This is a genomic window from Campylobacter sp. CH246 (assembly GCF_004378835.1).
Taxonomy (GTDB): Bacteria; Campylobacterota; Campylobacteria; order Campylobacterales; family Campylobacteraceae; genus Campylobacter_D; species Campylobacter_D jejuni.
This window is the reverse complement of the sequence record NZ_RYYA01000003.1, coordinates 83,389-100,344: the sequence shown is the minus strand read 5'-3', so window position 1 is coordinate 100,344 and position 16,956 is coordinate 83,389. Positions and strand designations below refer to the sequence as shown.

15 protein-coding genes are annotated in these 16,956 nt (G+C 30.5%); 4 read left to right on the top strand and 11 right to left on the bottom strand.

Features of this window, described 5'->3' with window-relative positions:
* Window positions 1-22 precede the first annotated feature (22 nt).
* From ELQ06_RS03615 to guaA, 5 genes are all read right to left on the bottom strand, one after another.
* On the bottom strand, window positions 23-2,071 hold the full coding sequence (locus ELQ06_RS03615; RefSeq protein ID WP_052797623.1) for an LPS-assembly protein LptD: 2,049 nt from the start codon (window positions 2,069-2,071) through the stop codon (window positions 23-25).
* Entirely contained in the window at window positions 2,061-2,513 is a 453-nt protein-coding gene (locus tag ELQ06_RS03610) for an RDD family protein (protein WP_052781669.1), read from the bottom strand. The genes ELQ06_RS03615 and ELQ06_RS03610 overlap by 11 nt, the downstream gene beginning before the upstream one ends.
* Window positions 2,510-3,760, bottom strand: coding sequence for a phosphoribosylamine--glycine ligase (gene purD, locus ELQ06_RS03605; RefSeq protein ID WP_052797624.1), 1,251 nt, complete (start codon window positions 3,758-3,760; stop codon window positions 2,510-2,512). Before purD ends, ELQ06_RS03610 begins: the two co-directional genes overlap by 4 nt.
* Before the next feature lie 238 nt (window positions 3,761-3,998).
* Window positions 3,999-5,459: a hypothetical protein gene (locus tag ELQ06_RS03600; protein ID WP_052797625.1), complete on the bottom strand. Its 1,461-nt coding sequence runs from the start codon at window positions 5,457-5,459 to the stop codon at window positions 3,999-4,001.
* Between the two features lie 85 nt (window positions 5,460-5,544).
* Window positions 5,545-7,080: a glutamine-hydrolyzing GMP synthase gene (guaA, locus tag ELQ06_RS03595; protein ID WP_002859310.1), complete on the bottom strand. Its 1,536-nt coding sequence runs from the start codon at window positions 7,078-7,080 to the stop codon at window positions 5,545-5,547.
* A gap of 138 nt (window positions 7,081-7,218) precedes the next feature.
* On the opposite strand from guaA, the gene ELQ06_RS03590 reads away from it, so the two are divergent.
* Genes ELQ06_RS03590 through ELQ06_RS03580 form a run of 3 tightly spaced genes read left to right on the top strand, consistent with a single transcriptional unit; the run spans window position 7,219 to window position 10,706 of the window.
* A complete protein-coding gene (locus ELQ06_RS03590; protein WP_002859309.1) occupies window positions 7,219-7,713 on the top strand; it encodes a hypothetical protein in 495 nt (164 codons plus the stop codon).
* A complete protein-coding gene (gene uvrC / locus ELQ06_RS03585) occupies window positions 7,706-9,508 on the top strand; it encodes an excinuclease ABC subunit UvrC (RefSeq protein WP_052776017.1) in 1,803 nt (600 codons plus the stop codon). The genes ELQ06_RS03590 and uvrC overlap by 8 nt, the downstream gene beginning before the upstream one ends.
* Before the next feature lies 1 nt (window position 9,509).
* Entirely contained in the window at window positions 9,510-10,706 is a 1,197-nt protein-coding gene (locus ELQ06_RS03580; protein ID WP_052797626.1) for a hypothetical protein, read from the top strand.
* On the opposite strand, the gene ELQ06_RS03575 is transcribed toward ELQ06_RS03580, so the two are convergent.
* From ELQ06_RS03575 to ELQ06_RS03560, 4 genes are all read right to left on the bottom strand, one after another.
* Window positions 10,703-11,605 (bottom strand): radical SAM protein, encoded by a 903-nt coding sequence (locus ELQ06_RS03575; protein ID WP_052797627.1) that lies wholly within the window; start codon window positions 11,603-11,605, stop codon window positions 10,703-10,705. The two genes, ELQ06_RS03580 and ELQ06_RS03575, sit on opposite strands and share 4 nt — an antisense overlap.
* Window positions 11,602-12,624, bottom strand: a complete 1,023-nt coding sequence (hemE, locus tag ELQ06_RS03570) for a uroporphyrinogen decarboxylase (protein ID WP_052797628.1) — start codon at window positions 12,622-12,624, stop codon at window positions 11,602-11,604. Before hemE ends, ELQ06_RS03575 begins: the two co-directional genes overlap by 4 nt.
* Before the next feature lie 183 nt (window positions 12,625-12,807).
* Window positions 12,808-13,128: an invasion antigen CiaC gene (gene ciaC / locus ELQ06_RS03565; RefSeq protein ID WP_052797629.1), complete on the bottom strand. Its 321-nt coding sequence runs from the start codon at window positions 13,126-13,128 to the stop codon at window positions 12,808-12,810.
* A 55-nt stretch (window positions 13,129-13,183) separates the two neighbouring features.
* Window positions 13,184-14,383, bottom strand: coding sequence for an MFS transporter (locus ELQ06_RS03560; protein WP_052797630.1), 1,200 nt, complete (start codon window positions 14,381-14,383; stop codon window positions 13,184-13,186).
* A gap of 112 nt (window positions 14,384-14,495) precedes the next feature.
* On the opposite strand from ELQ06_RS03560, the gene ELQ06_RS03555 reads away from it, so the two are divergent.
* Complete coding sequence (locus ELQ06_RS03555) at window positions 14,496-15,098, top strand: hypothetical protein (RefSeq protein WP_052794870.1); 603 nt, start codon at window positions 14,496-14,498, stop codon at window positions 15,096-15,098.
* Here ELQ06_RS03555 and pdxA read toward each other — a convergent pair.
* Both pdxA and ELQ06_RS03545 read right to left on the bottom strand, forming a co-directional pair.
* On the bottom strand, window positions 15,088-16,182 hold the full coding sequence (gene pdxA / locus ELQ06_RS03550; protein WP_052797631.1) for a 4-hydroxythreonine-4-phosphate dehydrogenase: 1,095 nt from the start codon (window positions 16,180-16,182) through the stop codon (window positions 15,088-15,090). The two genes, ELQ06_RS03555 and pdxA, sit on opposite strands and share 11 nt — an antisense overlap.
* The gene (locus tag ELQ06_RS03545) at window positions 16,179-16,952 is read right to left on the bottom strand and encodes a pyridoxine 5'-phosphate synthase (protein ID WP_052797632.1); all 774 of its coding nucleotides are present in this window, start codon (window positions 16,950-16,952) and stop codon (window positions 16,179-16,181) included. The genes pdxA and ELQ06_RS03545 overlap by 4 nt, the downstream gene beginning before the upstream one ends.
* Window positions 16,953-16,956 lie beyond the last annotated feature (4 nt).

The following is a 16,956-nucleotide window of genomic DNA, read 5'->3' as shown; positions in this document are numbered from 1 at the left end:
TATTTAGCAAATTTCATCCTTTTTAAATTTTGTTTTCACTTTCTGCTAATGAGAAGTCATATTTTACTCCTCCTAAAGGATAGAAGTTGAAAATAAAATAAACTCCGCTTTGATTTTTGGCTGTGATACCACCGCTTGTAAGTTGTGGATCGATTCTTTCTCTATACATTAAAGAATAATTCCAACATTTTCTTTGGTAAGTATAGCCAAGTTCCCACATGTTTGCATGAGCTCTTTGAGTATCAAACCAAATCCCACCAAATAGATTGTAATTAGGTGTGGCAATATAGTTTGCTCTTGTGCCAATAAAGCTGTATTTTCCATACTCATCATTTTGATAAGCATGAGAAAACATCCAGTTAAATTTTGAATTTGTATTGACTTCTATTTGACTGATGACATTAGTAAAGCGACTTTGCTCATAAGAGTAAAGCACTTCGCTGTTAAGATTGATATTTTCATTAAAATAATAAGTTAAAAGATTTTCAAGTTCATAGAATTCGTTTTGTTTATTAAGATAATCAAGTGAAATTCTGTGTTTGAGCTTTTTTTGTCCTTCGTTGTTATAGAAATATTGTACAGCATAAAGACTTATATGTTCGTTTTCTTTGTCGTATTCTTCAAGATAATCTTGCGTGATTTTACCTGATTTTGCTCCTGGCAAAATGTAATTCACCCCTAAATTTAAAGTATGAAAGAAATTTTCATAAGCTTTTGAAAGATCGGTGTAGAGATTAAAATCATGAGTGTTTCTAAAATAATGCTCATGGTTTCTTTCGGGATCGTTGCTATAATTTACAAAAGAAGCATAAAATCTTTCTGTAAAAGTAAAGTGTAAAAAGTCTCCAAAAAAAGCATTGTGATACGAGATAGGCAAGTCTAAATTTAGCTCATTTGCATAAGAACCAGCAGGTCGGTAAAAATTATGAAATGAAGCATCAAATGAATAACGCAGGCGTTCATCAAAAAGGTTATTTAAAAATCTATGATATTGAAAGCTTGGATATTCTTGTAAGGTTGTATTGTTGCTAAGTTTAGATGTATCGATATAATATCTTGCATAAGCTCCATAAAAATTGTTTTCATCGGCTAAAAAATAATTGATTTTTGAGGTTACAAGCGAGTTAAGATCTCGATAATCTCTACTTCCTAAATTTAAATAATCCACATCGTTAAGATAGGTTGCATCTATCCATAGACCTTCTTGAAAATTATCACTGAGTAAAGATTTGATCAAATCATCTCTTGAGTATTTTAGTTCTACCCCATAGTGGGTTTGATTTTTTAAATTTTCATCGTGGTAATAAGAAGAGTTTTCTCGAAAGGCGCCAAAATTCATTTCTCCTATAGAATTTGGAGAATCGACAAATCTTAAAGTCGAATAAAGTCCAAAACCACGGTTTGTTCGAATTTGTGGATCAAGTTCTAAATCCCAATTTTCTTGAGTGGCTATATAAATAGGTTGTTCATAGTATAAGCCCTCACTGCTTTTTAAAACGATTTTTGGGATTAAAAGCCCGCTTTGTCTATGAGTATCAGCGCTAAACCCAAAATAAGGTAGGTAAAAAACTGGGGTATTTTTAACATATAATCTTGCATTGTAAAGATGAACAAAGTTGGTTTCACGGTTAAGCCAGCCTTTTGAAAAACGAATTTCCCAATCAGGATCTTCAACATTGCAGCTTGAAACTGCTGAAATTTTACTTTCAAAGACTTTGTCGTTTAAATGACTTGTTTTGCTTTGAAACCATACTTCAAGATTGTTATTGGAAAAGAAAAAATTACTAAAATCGGCTTGATTGGAATTTAGGTTGATTTTAGCATAATCAGAATGCGATCTTTCGTTTTGTCCCCTTAGGATGTTAACATCGCCAAAAAGCTCAACATCTCCAGTTTTTTCATTGTAAATTGCTTTATTGGCAGTGATGAAATAAAAATCAGAAAAAATAATAACATCATTGTTCGCAGTAAGAATATCACCTTCTTTTTTTGCATCAAGAGCATAAATATCAACTTGTGCTGCATTTAAAGCTATGCTAGTTCCTAATAATAGAGAAAATTTACGCCACATCAACTACTATTGTCCTTGCTAAATAATCTTCCCAAGTTTTGCGCAAATCATTGCTTAAAGCCCAAGCAAATCCGAGCATAAAAGCCATAGCACTAACTTGTCTTATAGCAGATCTGATACAGCTTTGAATGAGATTGGGTTTATCAAGAAGATTTTCATCCAAGATGATAATCTTACACAATATTTTTCCTAAACTTGCTCCATAAAGATAAGTAAAAATTGTTTGATAGCTAAAATGAAGCAAGATGAAGCCAAGGTAAAAATTTCCTATAATTTGAGTTGTTTCAAATAAATCTTTTGCTTGGATTAGACGATCATAAAAAATGATAAACACAATCAAAGAAATAACCATATCATCGATTAAAAAAGCTAGAACTCTTTTTCCAAAACTTGCTATTTTTAGATTTTCACGCTCTAAGCGGTCTTGTAAATTTTCTTTCATTTAAGAACCTGATGAGCGATGTCTTTTCTGTATTGTTTTCCTTTGAAATTTACATTATCACAAAGTTTATAAGCATTTTTTTGCGCTTCTTCTATACTTTTTCCTGTGCCAACGCAAACTAAAACTCTTCCACCATCAGCCATTAATTTGCCATCTTCTAGGCTTACTCCAGCATAAGAAATATGAGAGTTTTCAGGAATGTTATTTACAGTAATTTCACTTCTTGGTGAACTTTTGTAAGGATAGTTTTCACTTGCGCACACAACCCCCACTGCAAATTCTTTTTTGATTTTGATTTTTGCATGTCTTAAGCGTCTTTGAGTAGCAGCTAAAATAAGCTCTAAAGGATCTTCGATTAAAGGCATTAAAACCTCACATTCAGGATCGCCAAAGCGAACGTTAAATTCTAATACATAAGGTTTATTTCCAACGATCATAGCGCCTATAAATAAAACACCACAAAATTCCGCTCCTTCTTTTTTCATACCTGCTAAAGTGGGTAAAATAATATCTTTTTGAACTTTTCTAAGCAAGCTTTCATTCGCCAAAGAACTAGGAGCATAAGCACCCATTCCGCCAGTATTTGGCCCTTGATCGTTATCGAGTAATTTTTTATGATCTTGTGCTACAGGAAGTAAAATAAAATCATTGCCATCGCATACTGCAAAAATGCTTAATTCATAACCGTCTAAAAATTCTTCAATTACAACGAGTTTTCCAGCATCTCCAAAGCTTTCTCCGCTTAGCATTTTAGCTGTTTCTTCTATAGCTTCTTCATGAGTTTTAGCTATAATAACGCCTTTTCCGGCACAAAGTCCATCAGCTTTTACTACTATAGGAGGGGTTAAACTATATATAAAATTTTTTGCTTTTTCAATGTCATTTGTGTTTAAAAATTTGGCTGTTTTGATGCGGTATTTTTTAAGAAAGCTTTTCATAAAAGATTTTGAGGTTTCAAGCATTGCAGCAGCTTTACTTGGTCCAAAAATAGCAAGTCCTTGTTGTTTAAAAATATCTACAACCCCTTCAGCTAAAAAACTTTCACTTCCTACTATACAAAGATCAAAACCTTTTTCTTTTGCATAGGTTGCTAAAACTACAGGATCTTTTAGGTTTAAATTTGTTCCAAGACTTTCGGTAGCGCCATTTCCAGGAGCAAAATAAAACTCTAAATTTTCGTCTACTCTTTTTAAGGCTAAAGCAATAGAATATTCTCTTGCACCACTACCCAAAATCATTATTTTCATTTATATCTCCTTTTAAACCCAAACAGCCGTTTAACAAAGATTGACCCCAAAAAGTCAAAGAAAACCGCTAGGTAATTTTTAAAGGCTGCAACTTCTCGCTTTTTTCAAAGCTCAAACGATGCCACAGAACACGGTAAATCACACAATCGCAGTCAATAAAAATGTGTTGGATCACTTTAAATACCACAAACTGTTTAGGCATGAAATTATAACTTAATTTAGCTTAAATTTCTATGTCTTAAATCAGTTTAAATTTGGTTTTTCCTGATTTGTCAAAATGCTTTCCTTGTAAAATAATATCGGCAACATTTTCCCAAACATGTTTTTCATCGATATAAACTATATCAAAGGTATTATCACGCATCAAAGATTGATAATTCACTTTTTTAGGTGCATATTTTACTAAATAATACGGATTTTGAGAAAAGTTTTCAATCTTTAATTTGCATAATAAATCTAAATCCGATGTGACAACTAAAAATTTTTTTCTTTGTTCTTTTGTGATTTTTTGAATATACACTAAAAGCTTTTGATCAAAAGGATTTAGAGCGGATTTATTTAAACGACTTAAGTAATGTTCTGCAAAAGAAAGAGAACAGAAAGAATTTTCTATATTACTCATGGTAAAATAAGAATTTTTAACTCCTGATGATTTTAAAGATAAGTGCCAAATTTTAACATCCATTATAGTTGCGCATAGGTTTAAACCTGTGATAATTTTTTTAAAGAGCTTTTCTCGGGAAAGCTTGAAAGCATTTTCGAAAATATTGTAATTTTTCTTATAAAAATCTTCCCTTATAGCATCAAGTCTTTTGAGTGTTGTTCTGTAGTATTCTGCTTCTTTTTGTAGTTTAGCCAATCTTTCTTGTTGTGCTTTAAGTTTTTCAGGGTCTGCATTGGTCGCATTGCTTTTAAGATTTATTTCAGATTGTAAAGTTTTCATTTGTGCTTCAAGTGAGGCTAGACGATTTTTTCTTGTATCTATGGTGGCTACTAAAGCTTGGTAATGACACTGCAAAGATAAAAAAGTTTCGTTAAAAATTTTAGTGATATTTGGTTTTTGATCAGCTATCATTTGCTTATACGAATTCTCTAAATGCATCATGATGCTTTTTAATGTGCTAAATTGGGTTTGGTCTATGCTATTATCCATAAAAATTAAAGTATCATAAGCTTTAAATAAAAATCTTTTAAGTATAAGATAATCAAGTATACAAGGAATTTCCTTTTCATCTTGTAGATTGGCTTGAAGCGTTTCTACGGATAAAATTTCATGGGCAAAATATTTTTGTATAGCTTGAGGTATAGTAAAAGAAAGAGGAATTTTTTCTATAGTGTCAAAGTCTGTTGTTCTATAGAGTTCTGTTATATAAGCACTTCTTCTTGAGTTTTGCAAGTCTTCTAATTCATCATCATTATCAGTTTTCCAAAAATCATGCTCAGTGATAAAATCCCCTTCTTTGAATTCTTGAAATTTTGAAGGTTTTATACCTGTTATGGTTTTGCTTGTTTGAACGAGTTTGCCGTCTTCTGCTTTTTTTTCGCTAGAAAGAGTTCTAAATTCCACAAGCATACCAACACTTGGCATACTTTTTTTATCATTCCAAATTTGGCGATTAAAGTCAAAAAAGGTATTTGCTGAGTTTGTAACGGTTCCACGTCCTGTAGAATCCATATAAATAGCTATTTTTCCATGCATATTTCTTCCTTGAAATTTCTTAAATAAATTCTAGCCTTATTTTTATAAAAATTTTATATTAAAAATAAGAGCTAAAAAAAATGGATTATTCCCATTCTATAGTTGCAGGTGGTTTGCTTGAGATATCATAAACAACGCGATTTATACCTTCTACTTCATTGATGATACGGCGACTTATGTTTTCTAAAATTTCGTAAGGTAAATGCGAGAAGGTAGCTGTCATACCATCACTTGCATCTACAACGCGTATACAAACTGCATTATCATAAGTGCGGTTATCCCCCATAACTCCAACGCTTTTAACATTTAAAAGTACGCAAAATGCTTGCCAAGTTTTATCATACCAACCTGTACTTTTAAGTTCCTCAAGTAAAATTACATCAGCCTTGCGTAATAGTTCTAAGCTAGCGCGATTTACTTCTCCCATAATGCGTATAGCAAGACCTGGCCCAGGGAAAGGATGACGATAAACTACTTCTTTGCTAAGTCCAAGCTCAAGTCCTAAGGCACGCACTTCATCTTTAAAAATTTCTTTTAAAGGCTCTATGAGTTTAAGATTCATTTTTTCAGGTAAGCCCCCTACATTATGATGGCTTTTAATGGTTTTGCTTGCACCTACAACAGAACTTTCTATGATATCAGTATAAAGTGTGCCTTGAGCAAGATATTTTACATCTTTATGTTTTTTTGCTTCTTCTTCAAAAACTTCTATAAAGGTATTTCCTATGATTTTTCTTTTTTGCTCAGGATCTGTGACATTAGCTAAGCGACTTAAGAAAATTTCACTTGCATCAATGCTGATGAGATCGATGCCTAAAGTGTTTTTAAACATAAATTCAACTTGTTCTTTTTCTCCACTTCTTAAAAGTCCATTATCTACAAAAACTACTATAACTTGCTCTTTTATAGCACTAGCTAAAAGTGCAGCAACTACGCTACTATCTACTCCGCCACTTACAGCACAAAGCACTTTATCATTGCCTACTTCTTCGCGGATTTTTTCTGCTTGAGTTTTTGCAAAAGAACCCATATTCCAAACACTTTCACAATTGCAAGCATATTTAGCAAAATTTTTTAAGATATTTTTGCCAAATTCGCTGTGTTGTACTTCTGGGTGAAATTGTAGAGCAAAGAATTTCTTATCTTCGTTTCCAAAAACACAAAAAGGGCTATTTTCACTTGTGGCTAAAACTTCAAAACCTTGAGGTAAATTTTCTACTTTATCAGAATGACTCATCCAAACGGTTTGTTTTTTTGGAAGATTTTTAAACAAAGCGTTATCTTTTTTAATTTCTATGTTTGCTTTGCCGTATTCTTTATGTCCTGCAGGTGCTACTGTAGCTTTGTAATGATGTGCCATAAGTTGCATACCATAACAAATTCCAAGAACAGGTAGATTTAAGTCAAATATACCTTTATCGCAAAAATACGCATCAGTTGCATATACACTTGCTGGACCTCCACTTAAAATAATACCTTTTGGTTCTTTCGCCTTAATATCAGCTAAGCTTACATTAAAAGGTAAAATTTCTGCATAAACTCCTTGTTCCCTTAAGCGTCTTGCTATAAGCTGAGTGTATTGAGAGCCAAAGTCTAAAACTAAAATATCTGCTTTTTTCATTATTTACCACCTATGTAATTGTTCGTATTTTTTAATGGTTTTTACTGAACCATTTTGTTCATAGCTTGTGTATTGAGGGTTGCCTTTATATCCGCAAGCACAGAAGAAAATTAAGAAAAGAAATGCTAAAATCATCTTATGGGAAAAAGAAATAATATTAAGATGACTAAAAATGCTAGTGCTGTTATTAATGAATTGATGGATAAACCTCATTATAAGCCTTTAAAAACCTTATTTTTTTGCAAAGATTTTTTAAGTTCTTTTCCGCTTGCTAAGCAACGTTTGATTGCTAAAATTTATGTAAAAAATCATATTTTAAATATAATAACCTTACATCCAGCAGCTTATCAAGAATTAAATCATGATGATAGCAAAATTTATATTAAATTTCTCATAAAAGCATATGGACAGAAATATCCTTTAAGTGGATTTGTTGATATAAAAGATATAAAAATCTTTTCTCAAAAATACACTTATGCGGCAAATAAAAACAAAAATGATGAAAAACTCTCTAAAAATTCTTATTTGGAGCTTTCTAAGGGTGAATTTAAAAATTGCTTTAAAGATAAAAAATTATTTAAAAAATTTGAAGATTTAAGAGAGCTTATAAAAAAAGGTTCTAATCTTGACTAAAGAGAATTTAGAAAATGAGTTAAAAACTCTTCCCAATAGTACTGGCGTTTATCAATACTTCAATCAAGAAGGAAAGCTTTTATATGTAGGCAAGGCTAAAAATCTTAAAAATCGTGTCAAATCTTATTTTGCCTTTACTCCAAATTTACATGCAAATCCAAGAAATTCTTTAAGAATTCAAAAAATGATTGAAGAAACAGTGCATTTGGAATTTATCACTACTAATTCAGAAGCCGATGCTTTGATTTTGGAAAATTCTTTTATCAAACAACTGCATCCAAAATATAATATTTTACTAAGAGATGATAAAACTTATCCTTATATTTATGTGGATTTTGAAGAAGAATTTCCACGCTTTGAGATCACTAGAAAATTGGTAAAAAAAAGTAAAATTAAATATTTTGGTCCTTTTTTTAAAGGTGCTAGAGAGCTTTTAGATGCACTTTATTTATACTATCCTTTAAAGCAAAAAGTAAGTTGTAAATCCCCTTGTATTTTTTATCAAATTTCTCGTTGTCTTGCACCTTGTGATAAACGCATCAGCAAAGAAAAATACCTTGAAATTTTAGATGAGGCTATGCACGCACTTTTAAATCCTAGCGTTTTGCTTAAAAACTTAGAAAAACAAATGCTTGTTTTAGCACAGAATGAAAATTACGAAGAAGCAGCTAAAGTAAGAGATCAGATTGCAACGATTAAAGATTTGGAAGTTAGAGTTGAAATAGATATTGCAAAATTAGAAGATTTTGAAGTGTTTGCTTTAGCTTTTGAAAATTCTATGCTTTCAACCTTGCGTTTTGTGGTGCAAAATGGAAAAATTATCAGTGCAAATTCTAAGATTACTCCTATAAAAAATGATATACAATGGGATAAAAATGAAATTTATAAGCAACTGATTTTAGAAAATTTTAGCATGGATATTCCTTTGCTTGCAAATGTTATTTATGTTTATGAAGAATTTGAAGATAGAGTGCTTTTAGAAGAAATTTTAAGCCAAAGGTTTGATAAAAAAATCAGTATTAAAATCCCTAAAATAGGAGAAAAAAGAAGAATTTGTGATTTGGCTTTTCAAAATGCCCTTTTAAATATAGAAAAAGAGCAAAAAAATCATGATTTTACTATACAAAAAGAATTAAAGTTTTATTTTGAGCTTGAAAATTTACCAAATGATATAGAAATTTTTGACAATTCTCATTTGCAAGGCGTGGCAAATGTTGGAGCTATGGTAACTTATAGAATAAATTCTTGGGATAAGTCAAAATATAGAAAATTTCATTTAAAACATAAAAATGACTATGATCAAATGCGTGAAGTTTTAACGCGTAGGGCTTTGGACTTTGATAAAATACCTCCTCCTGATTTATGGCTTATAGATGGGGGAAAGGCTTTGCTTGATTTGGCTAAAGAAATCATTGTAAGTAGTGGGGCAAATGTCGATATTTTAGCTATTTCAAAAGAAAAAATCGATGCAAAAGCACATAGAGCTAAAGGGGGTGCTAAGGATAAAATTCATTCCTTAAAAGGAGAATTTAGTCTAAGTATTAACGATAAAAAACTACAATTCTTACAGAAATTAAGAGATGAAGCACACCGTTTTGCTATCAGTTTTCATCAAAATACTAAGAAAAAACAGGACTTGAAAAGTTCTAAGCTTGCAAATTTAGGACTTAGTTCAGGGGTTATACAAAAACTTTTAGCGTATTATGGAAATTTTGAATCTATATATAAGGCTGATTTTAAAGATCTTACAATGCTTGTAGGCAGGAAAGCGGCGCAAAAGATAAAGGAAAATTGATTTGATATTAGCAGGGATAATTTTTATTTTTAATCTAATTTTAGCGTATTTAAGTGTTGATATCTCAAAGCTTGATAGTGTTACTGAACAACTGAAAATAGGTATGTTTTCTAGCATTTTTGTTTTATCTTTAACACTTTTTATTTTTGCTTTTAGGCAAAATAGAAATATAAACAAAATATATCAAAAAATTTTTTGCATGCAAAATGATTTTTTAAATTTTCAAAAAAAGATTGATGTTGATAGTGCACTTGATTTGTTAAAGGAAAAATTTGAAACTACGAGCCAAAATTTAACTAAAATATCCCATGAAAAAGATAGATATTTGCATTTATTGGAAGAAAATTTATATCAGCTTGTAAATATATCTAATGCAATGCGTTGCTTAAATGAAGGGTATAATAAAGAAATTAATTCTTTAATTTTAAATGCCTTAAATTCTCAAAAAGATCAAATTAGATTAGAATTAAATGAGGCTTTAGAGCATCATAAGAGCATTATAGGAACATCTCATGGAAAGGTTTTACAATTTGAAGCAAGTGTGGCCATAGTTAATAATGATGAGCTTGAGAATTTTTTACTTGCAAATTTACTTTCGTATTTTGGCATAGAAAGCACTTGTTTTAAAAATTTAAGTTTTGATGTTAATGACTTTCATTTGATTTTTATCAAGGATAAAATTTTCAATGAAAATGTAAAGAAAAACTATGATTTTATAGTGATGGGTCGGCATAAAAATACACATTATGAGTATTTTTTAACTTTACCTTTTGAAAAAAAAGATCTTGAAAATATTTTACAAAACAAGCTTGATAAGGTTTGCGCTTTAAAATTTAAAACTCCTTATCAAAATAATGTATTGCTTTTTAAACAAAATGATTTTGATGCAACCTTGTTTTTTAATATAATAGAAAAACAATGTGATAAAAATATATGTATAAATTCTTTTAGTCAATTAAAACAAGAATTAAGCAAGGAGACTTATCGTTTGATTTTACTTGATTATGAATTAATTAAATTTGATCTTGAGCAAATGAGAAATTTGCTAAGTGCTTATAAAAAACAGCATCCGCAAAGCCATATCATCTTTTTTTCAAAGGAAAAAGTTAGGGATTTTGATTGTGTGAGTGAAGTTTTAAGTGATGTAAGTAGAAATGATCTTATAACTTTACTTAGAAAGTATTTGCCAAAGGCTTAAACTTTATAAAATTTAACTCCAGCTAAATCGAGAATTTTTACCTTTTTTTCTTTGATAAGTTGATTTAAGAGAGTTTTGGATTGTTCATCAAATTTCACTTCAATGTCTATTTCGCTTTGTGAGCGTAAATGAAGCATTTTTAATAATTCTTCTTCATTGAAGCTTAGTTTTTCACCTTCATAATGCCTTTTGGCTAAGAGTACGGGAGTAGAATCTATAAGTTTAGAAAGTTCTAAAAGTTTTTCTTCGCTTACTTTTTTAACAGCATAAGCTGGAGGTCTATCTATAGTGCTTAAATCAACTCTTAAAGGTGCAATTTTTTTTAAAGCTTGATTGAGCGCTTTAAATTCTTCTTCGTTATCGTTAAGATCTTTAACAACTAGAATTTCCATAATCAAATCTCCATTAAACCTAGCCCTAAAATCTGCCATTTTTTCTATCATTTTTTCTAAATCAATGTTTTTTAAAGCTCTATCAATACGATAAAAAGTTTTAGCAACTGCACTATCTAGGCTAAATTTGACCACATCTAGTTTTAGCAAAGCATTAAATTTGTCTTCATCTAATACAGCTGTACCATTGCTTAAAATAAGCAATTTTTTATCTTTAGCAATGCTGCGTAAAGATAAAATAAGCTCATTTAAATAAGGATAAAGACTAGGCTCTCCGTTGGCAGTAAGGGTAAGAAAATCAAATTCAACATTTTTTTCAAGCATAGCTTTAATTTCGGAGATAATTTTATCTATGCTGATAATTTCATCTTGTTTTTCTTGGGCTTTTTTTGGATCAAGCTCGCAATAAACACAATCAAAATTGCATTGTTTTTTACTAGGGCTTAAATCTATACCCAAAGATCTTCCAAAACGCCTTGAGCTAACAGGACCAAAGAGTATTTTCATTTAGCTGAGCTTTCTTGTACAAGCTTGATAAAATATTTTGCATTTTCAACAGGAATATCAGGCAAGATTCCATGTCCTAAGTTGAAAATATGAGCTTTATTTTGCATGGTTTTTAGTATTTTTTCCACTCCTTCTTTGATGGCATTTTTATCATAAAGTCTGCAAGGCTCCATGTTGCCTTGAAGAGTGTATTTGTGCGATAGTTTATCACGTGCTAAATCAAGCGGAGTGCTCCAATCAACCCCAAAAACATCAAAACTACCATCGATTCTATCTAAATAACCGCTAATGCCTTTAGGGAATAAAATTACAGGTATATTTGAGTATTTGCCTTTAATAAAATTTGAAATTTCAAGCATATAATTAAAAGAGAATTCAAAAAACTTATCGTATTCTAAAGCACTTGCCCAGCTATCAAAAATTTGTATAGCATTAGCACCTGCTTTAATTTGCTCTTCTAAATAAAGTTTTAAAACTTGAGTTAGTTTGTTTAGAATTTTATGTAAAAGTTCTGGGTTTTGATAGAGCATTTTTTTACACTTTGCATAATTTTTACTTCCACTTCCTTCTATCATATAGGTAGCTATAGTCCAAGGGCTTCCGCAAAATCCTATTAAAGCCTTGTTTTGAGATAATTTTTCTCTTGTAAGCTTTAAGGCATCATAGACATAATTTAATTTTTTATGCGCATTTTGATCGTCAAGTTTTTTTAAGTCTTCTAGGGTTGAAATAGGATTATCAAAAATAGGCCCTTCTCCTTTTTCAAAGCGTAAATTCATACCCATTTCAAGAGGAACAACTAAGATATCTGAAAAAATGATTGCTGCATCTACATCTAAAATATCAATAGGCTGTAAAGAAACTTCAGAAGCTTTTTTATAGTCTTTGCACAAAGAGAGAAAATCACCCGCTTGTTTTCTTATTTCCATATATTCTGGCAAATATCTTCCTGCTTGACGCATCATCCAAATAGGGGTGTAGGGTGTAGGTTTTTTAAAGCAAGCATCAATAAAAATCATTATTTTCCTTTGTTTTTAGCAAAATTATAACAGAATTTGATAAATTAAATTGGTCAATTTTTCTATATTTTCTTCATATAGAGGAAATAATAAATTTTTTCATTTTATCCAGAGTTATTAGAAATTTTACGAGAATTATTGGAATTCTCGTTTATGTAGTTTGAGTTTTGATTGATTTGTATATTAAGCCTTTGTATTGTTTGTGGCATTTCCTGCGTCAATTGTAGCAAAAAGCTTATTTAGCAAAGTCTCCTCATTTTTTTTGTATTGATCTTCTCTCATTTTTTGCCAAGCATAAGATCTAAAATCTTCTCTAACAGCACCAAGATCAATATCTTCGTTAGTAAATTTGCTTGAGTTTGTTTTTTTCTCTTCCTTTTCTTCTTTGTTTTTTACTTCATTTAATGTGGCTTGAAATTCATCTGCCGAAGTATTTTTTTCTTTAACTTTAGTTGTGGTGCTAAAGATAGCATTTGATGTTTTTTGAGTATTATCTACTACCATTTTCTCCTCCTTTATTTAACTTTACATTAAATAAGCAAGCAATTTCTATTCCAATTTATACCTTTGTAAAACTTTTTCTTTGAAATTTTTTATAATTTAATTTATCTTTGGCAAAAAGCAAGGCAAAAATCAAAGCAGGGCTTACAAAAAGTGCTGAAAATAAAGCATTAAATTCTATACCCAATCCTGCTAAAACAATCCCACCTAAAAAACTTGCTAAAGCTATGCCTACATTAAAAGCTGCTTCATTCACACTTACTGTACTGTCTATGACTTTATAAGTATGGCGTTTAGCTTTAGTAATGCTAAGCATTTTTAGTGCAGGTATGGTTGAAAAGGCAAAAAATCCTATCAAAGCTACGCTAAAAATGATTAAAATTTTAGAATGCATGGTGAGAAATACACTTAAAAATACTAGAACTTGTATGCTTAAAATAAGACGCAAAGAAAAAATAGCACCTTTTTTATCTACTATTTTTCCGCCCCATAAATTCCCACAAATTGCACAAATTCCATATAAAAGCAAGATATAAGCTGTATCTTGGACTTTAAAACCGCTTATTTCTACAAGTATTTTTTGCAAATAAGTATAAAGAACAAATTGAGCCCCACAACTACAAATGGTTATAGTATAAGTTTTTAACAAATTTTGATGAGAAAAAGCAGGGATTAGATTTTTAAGACTGGTTGGGCTAGGATGTAAATTTTTGGGCATCATATGCCATACTCCAAAAAATGCTAGGCTTGTAATGATAAAAATAAGTAAAAAGATAAATTTAAAGCCAAAATAATGCCCTATAAAAGTTCCAAGCGGCACTCCAGTAACTAAGGCTACAGTAAGCCCTGTGACCATTATAGCTAGAGCACTTGATTTTTTATCATTAGGTACTATAGCACTTACAGCTAAGGTGGCAATGACAAAAAATACCCCATGTTGTGTTCCTGCTATAAAGCGTGCAAAGGCAGTAAGATAGAAATTTTGGCTAAAAAAGATGATGAAATTTGCTAAAGCAAAAATTCCAAGATTGATTAAAAGTTGTGTATGTCTATGAAAACGACTTAAAGGTATGGTGATAAGAGGAGCACCTATAACAACACCTATAGCATATAAGGTTGTAAGATAGCCCGCGGTTTTTGCATCTACGCTAAAATACGCTTCAACATCAACCAAAACTCCTGCCATAACAAATTCAGTTACGCCCATACAAAAAGCACTAAGAGCTAGTGCAAAAAGAGCTTTTTTGTAATTTTGCATTTTAAGTTCCTTATAAAAAATAAAAATGCATTATAATAAAATAAAGGCTTAATTTCCTTAAAAAATTCAAAATATTTTTGTTAAAATAAAATAAAAATTTTAAAGGTAAATAATGAAAAAAATTATTTTATTGCTTGGTTTAAGTTTGGCGAGTTTAGGGGCTTTGAGTTTTGATGAGCTTATTTATAAAGATGAAGTAAAACCTAGTTTTGATTGCTCTAAAATCAAATATGATGGCAAAAGTGATGATGAGCTTATGATATGCAATAAAATTGGTGTGCGTAATGAATTTGAAAATAAAAAACTTGCTTTAGTAGATAACATCTATAGTAGTTTATATCAAAATATTTCAAAAAAAGCAGATAAAAAGATGAAAAAAGATTTTAAAGCCATTTCAAAAAAGATGCTTAAAGAAAGAAAAATTTGTATAAAAAATATGCAAAATACAAAAGCAGGGGAAAATCCTATTTTATCTTTACTCAATGCAAGTGATTGCATGCAAGAAGCTTATATTAAGGCTTTATTAGAACTTATGCAAAGAGCAAAAAAAGATACAAAGACTAAAGAAGTTTTAGAGCAAATTTTTAAAAATAAAGTTGACAAATATGAAAATTTACTCACTCAAAGTTTAAATACCAATAAAGATTTGCAAGATTTGATAGACAGCTTAGCTAAAGAAGATTTGATTGATTCTAGGGCTAAATTTAAGCTTTAGAATTTAAATTGATTGCAAATTTAGCCGCTTCAAAATAACTTTTAGTGTTGATTTTAGCATTTTTATAGGCCTTATCAAAGGCCGTGCCATGATCAACGCTAACGCGTATGATAGGTAAATTTAAACTTACATTGATGCTTTTATCAAAATACAAGGCCTTTAAAGGAGCAAGGGCAAGATCGTGATACATAGCCACTAAACGATTGCAGTTTTTTAAACCAGCCTTAGTAAAAGCTGTATCAGCTACTAAAGGATAGGGTAGATAAACGCCATTGCCTTTAAAATTTAAAAGCAATTCTTTTTGTAAATTTTCATCTTTTAAGGCTTTTTTGAAAAATTTTTCATCTTTTTTAGAGTGTAAAAAGGCATTAACAAAGGCTATAGCTTTTTCCATGATTTTTTCTTCTTCTCCACCTATAACTCCATAATCTCCAGCGTGAGGATTAAAACCTAAAAGTCCTATTTTTTTAAAATGCGTTTCTTTGTAAAAATCTTTTAAAAAGATGCTTAAATTTTTAAAAGTGATTTTTTTACTCACCTTAGCTAAAGGTATATGTTCGCTAAAAAGTCCTACAAAAAGTTCTTTACAACCTAACATCATAATGGCATTTTTTTTAAAAAAATCCCTTAAAGCATCGGTATGTCCTTTGTATTTAAGTCCTGCATCTTCCCAAGCTTTTTTGTGTATAGGTAGAGTAAGCAAAGCATGGGCGTGTTTTTCGTAGACAAAATAACTTGCCGCCTTAAAACTTAAAAAACTATAAAGTCCACTTTTTGCATTTATTTCTCCGGCTTTGATTTCAAAATTTTCATCCACTTTAAAGCCTAAAGGAAGGCAAAAAGAATAAATTTCAAGAGAATTTTCTTTTTTTATAAAATTAAACTCATAGTCTTTTCCATCTTTGAAAGATACGATTTTTGCATTAAAAAGTTTTAAATTTAAAAGTTTTGAAGCTTTATCAAGCAAGCTTTCGTGGATAAAATAAAAAGGTGTGCAGATTTTGCTTAGTTCTTCATGAGAACGCACTAAAATTTCAAGTCCTATGCCGTTTATATCGCCTATACTAATGGCTAGTTTTTTCATCTTTTAATAAGTTCTTTCATTTCCAAAATAGCGTTTTGAAGTCCTGTAAATACAGATCTTGCTACAATGCTTTGTCCTATATTTAGCTCGCAAATTTCTTTAATTTTTACTACGGGTTTTACATTTTTGTAATTTAAACCATGTCCCGCGGCTACTTTTAAGCCAAGTTCTAGGCCTTTTTTGGCACAGAGTTTTAAATTTTGTAATTCTTTTTCAAATTGAGCTTGCAAGGTTTTTTTATCTTGATTGAGTTCTTTTAAGGCAAAAGCAGTATGAGAGATATTACTAAAAAGTGCGTTGTGCAAATTCGCATAATGTCCTGTATGAAGCTCTATGAATTGGGCTTTTAAAATTTTTGATTTTTCTATATCTTCTAAACTAGGATTAATAAAAAGTGAAACTTCAATGTTTGCATTTTGAAGTTTTTCTATGCTTTGTTTTAATTTAGCATGATTTAAACAAAGCCCCCCTTCTGTAGTAAGCTCTTCTCTTTTTTCAGGCACTAAAGTAACGCGGTGGGGTTTGAGTTTAAGAGCTAAATTTAAAATTTCATCATTTAAAGCACATTCTAAATTGACAGGACTTTTGCAAAATTTTATAATATTTTCCAAGTCAAAATCCTGAGCATGACGGCGATCTTCTCTTACATGCAAAGTGATTTGATCTCCGTGTCTAGCTACTATAAAAGCAGCTTCTAAAAGATCAGGATCATTTACCATTCTAGCTTGTCTTAACACTGCAATATGATCGATATTTACACCTAAAAGCATATTT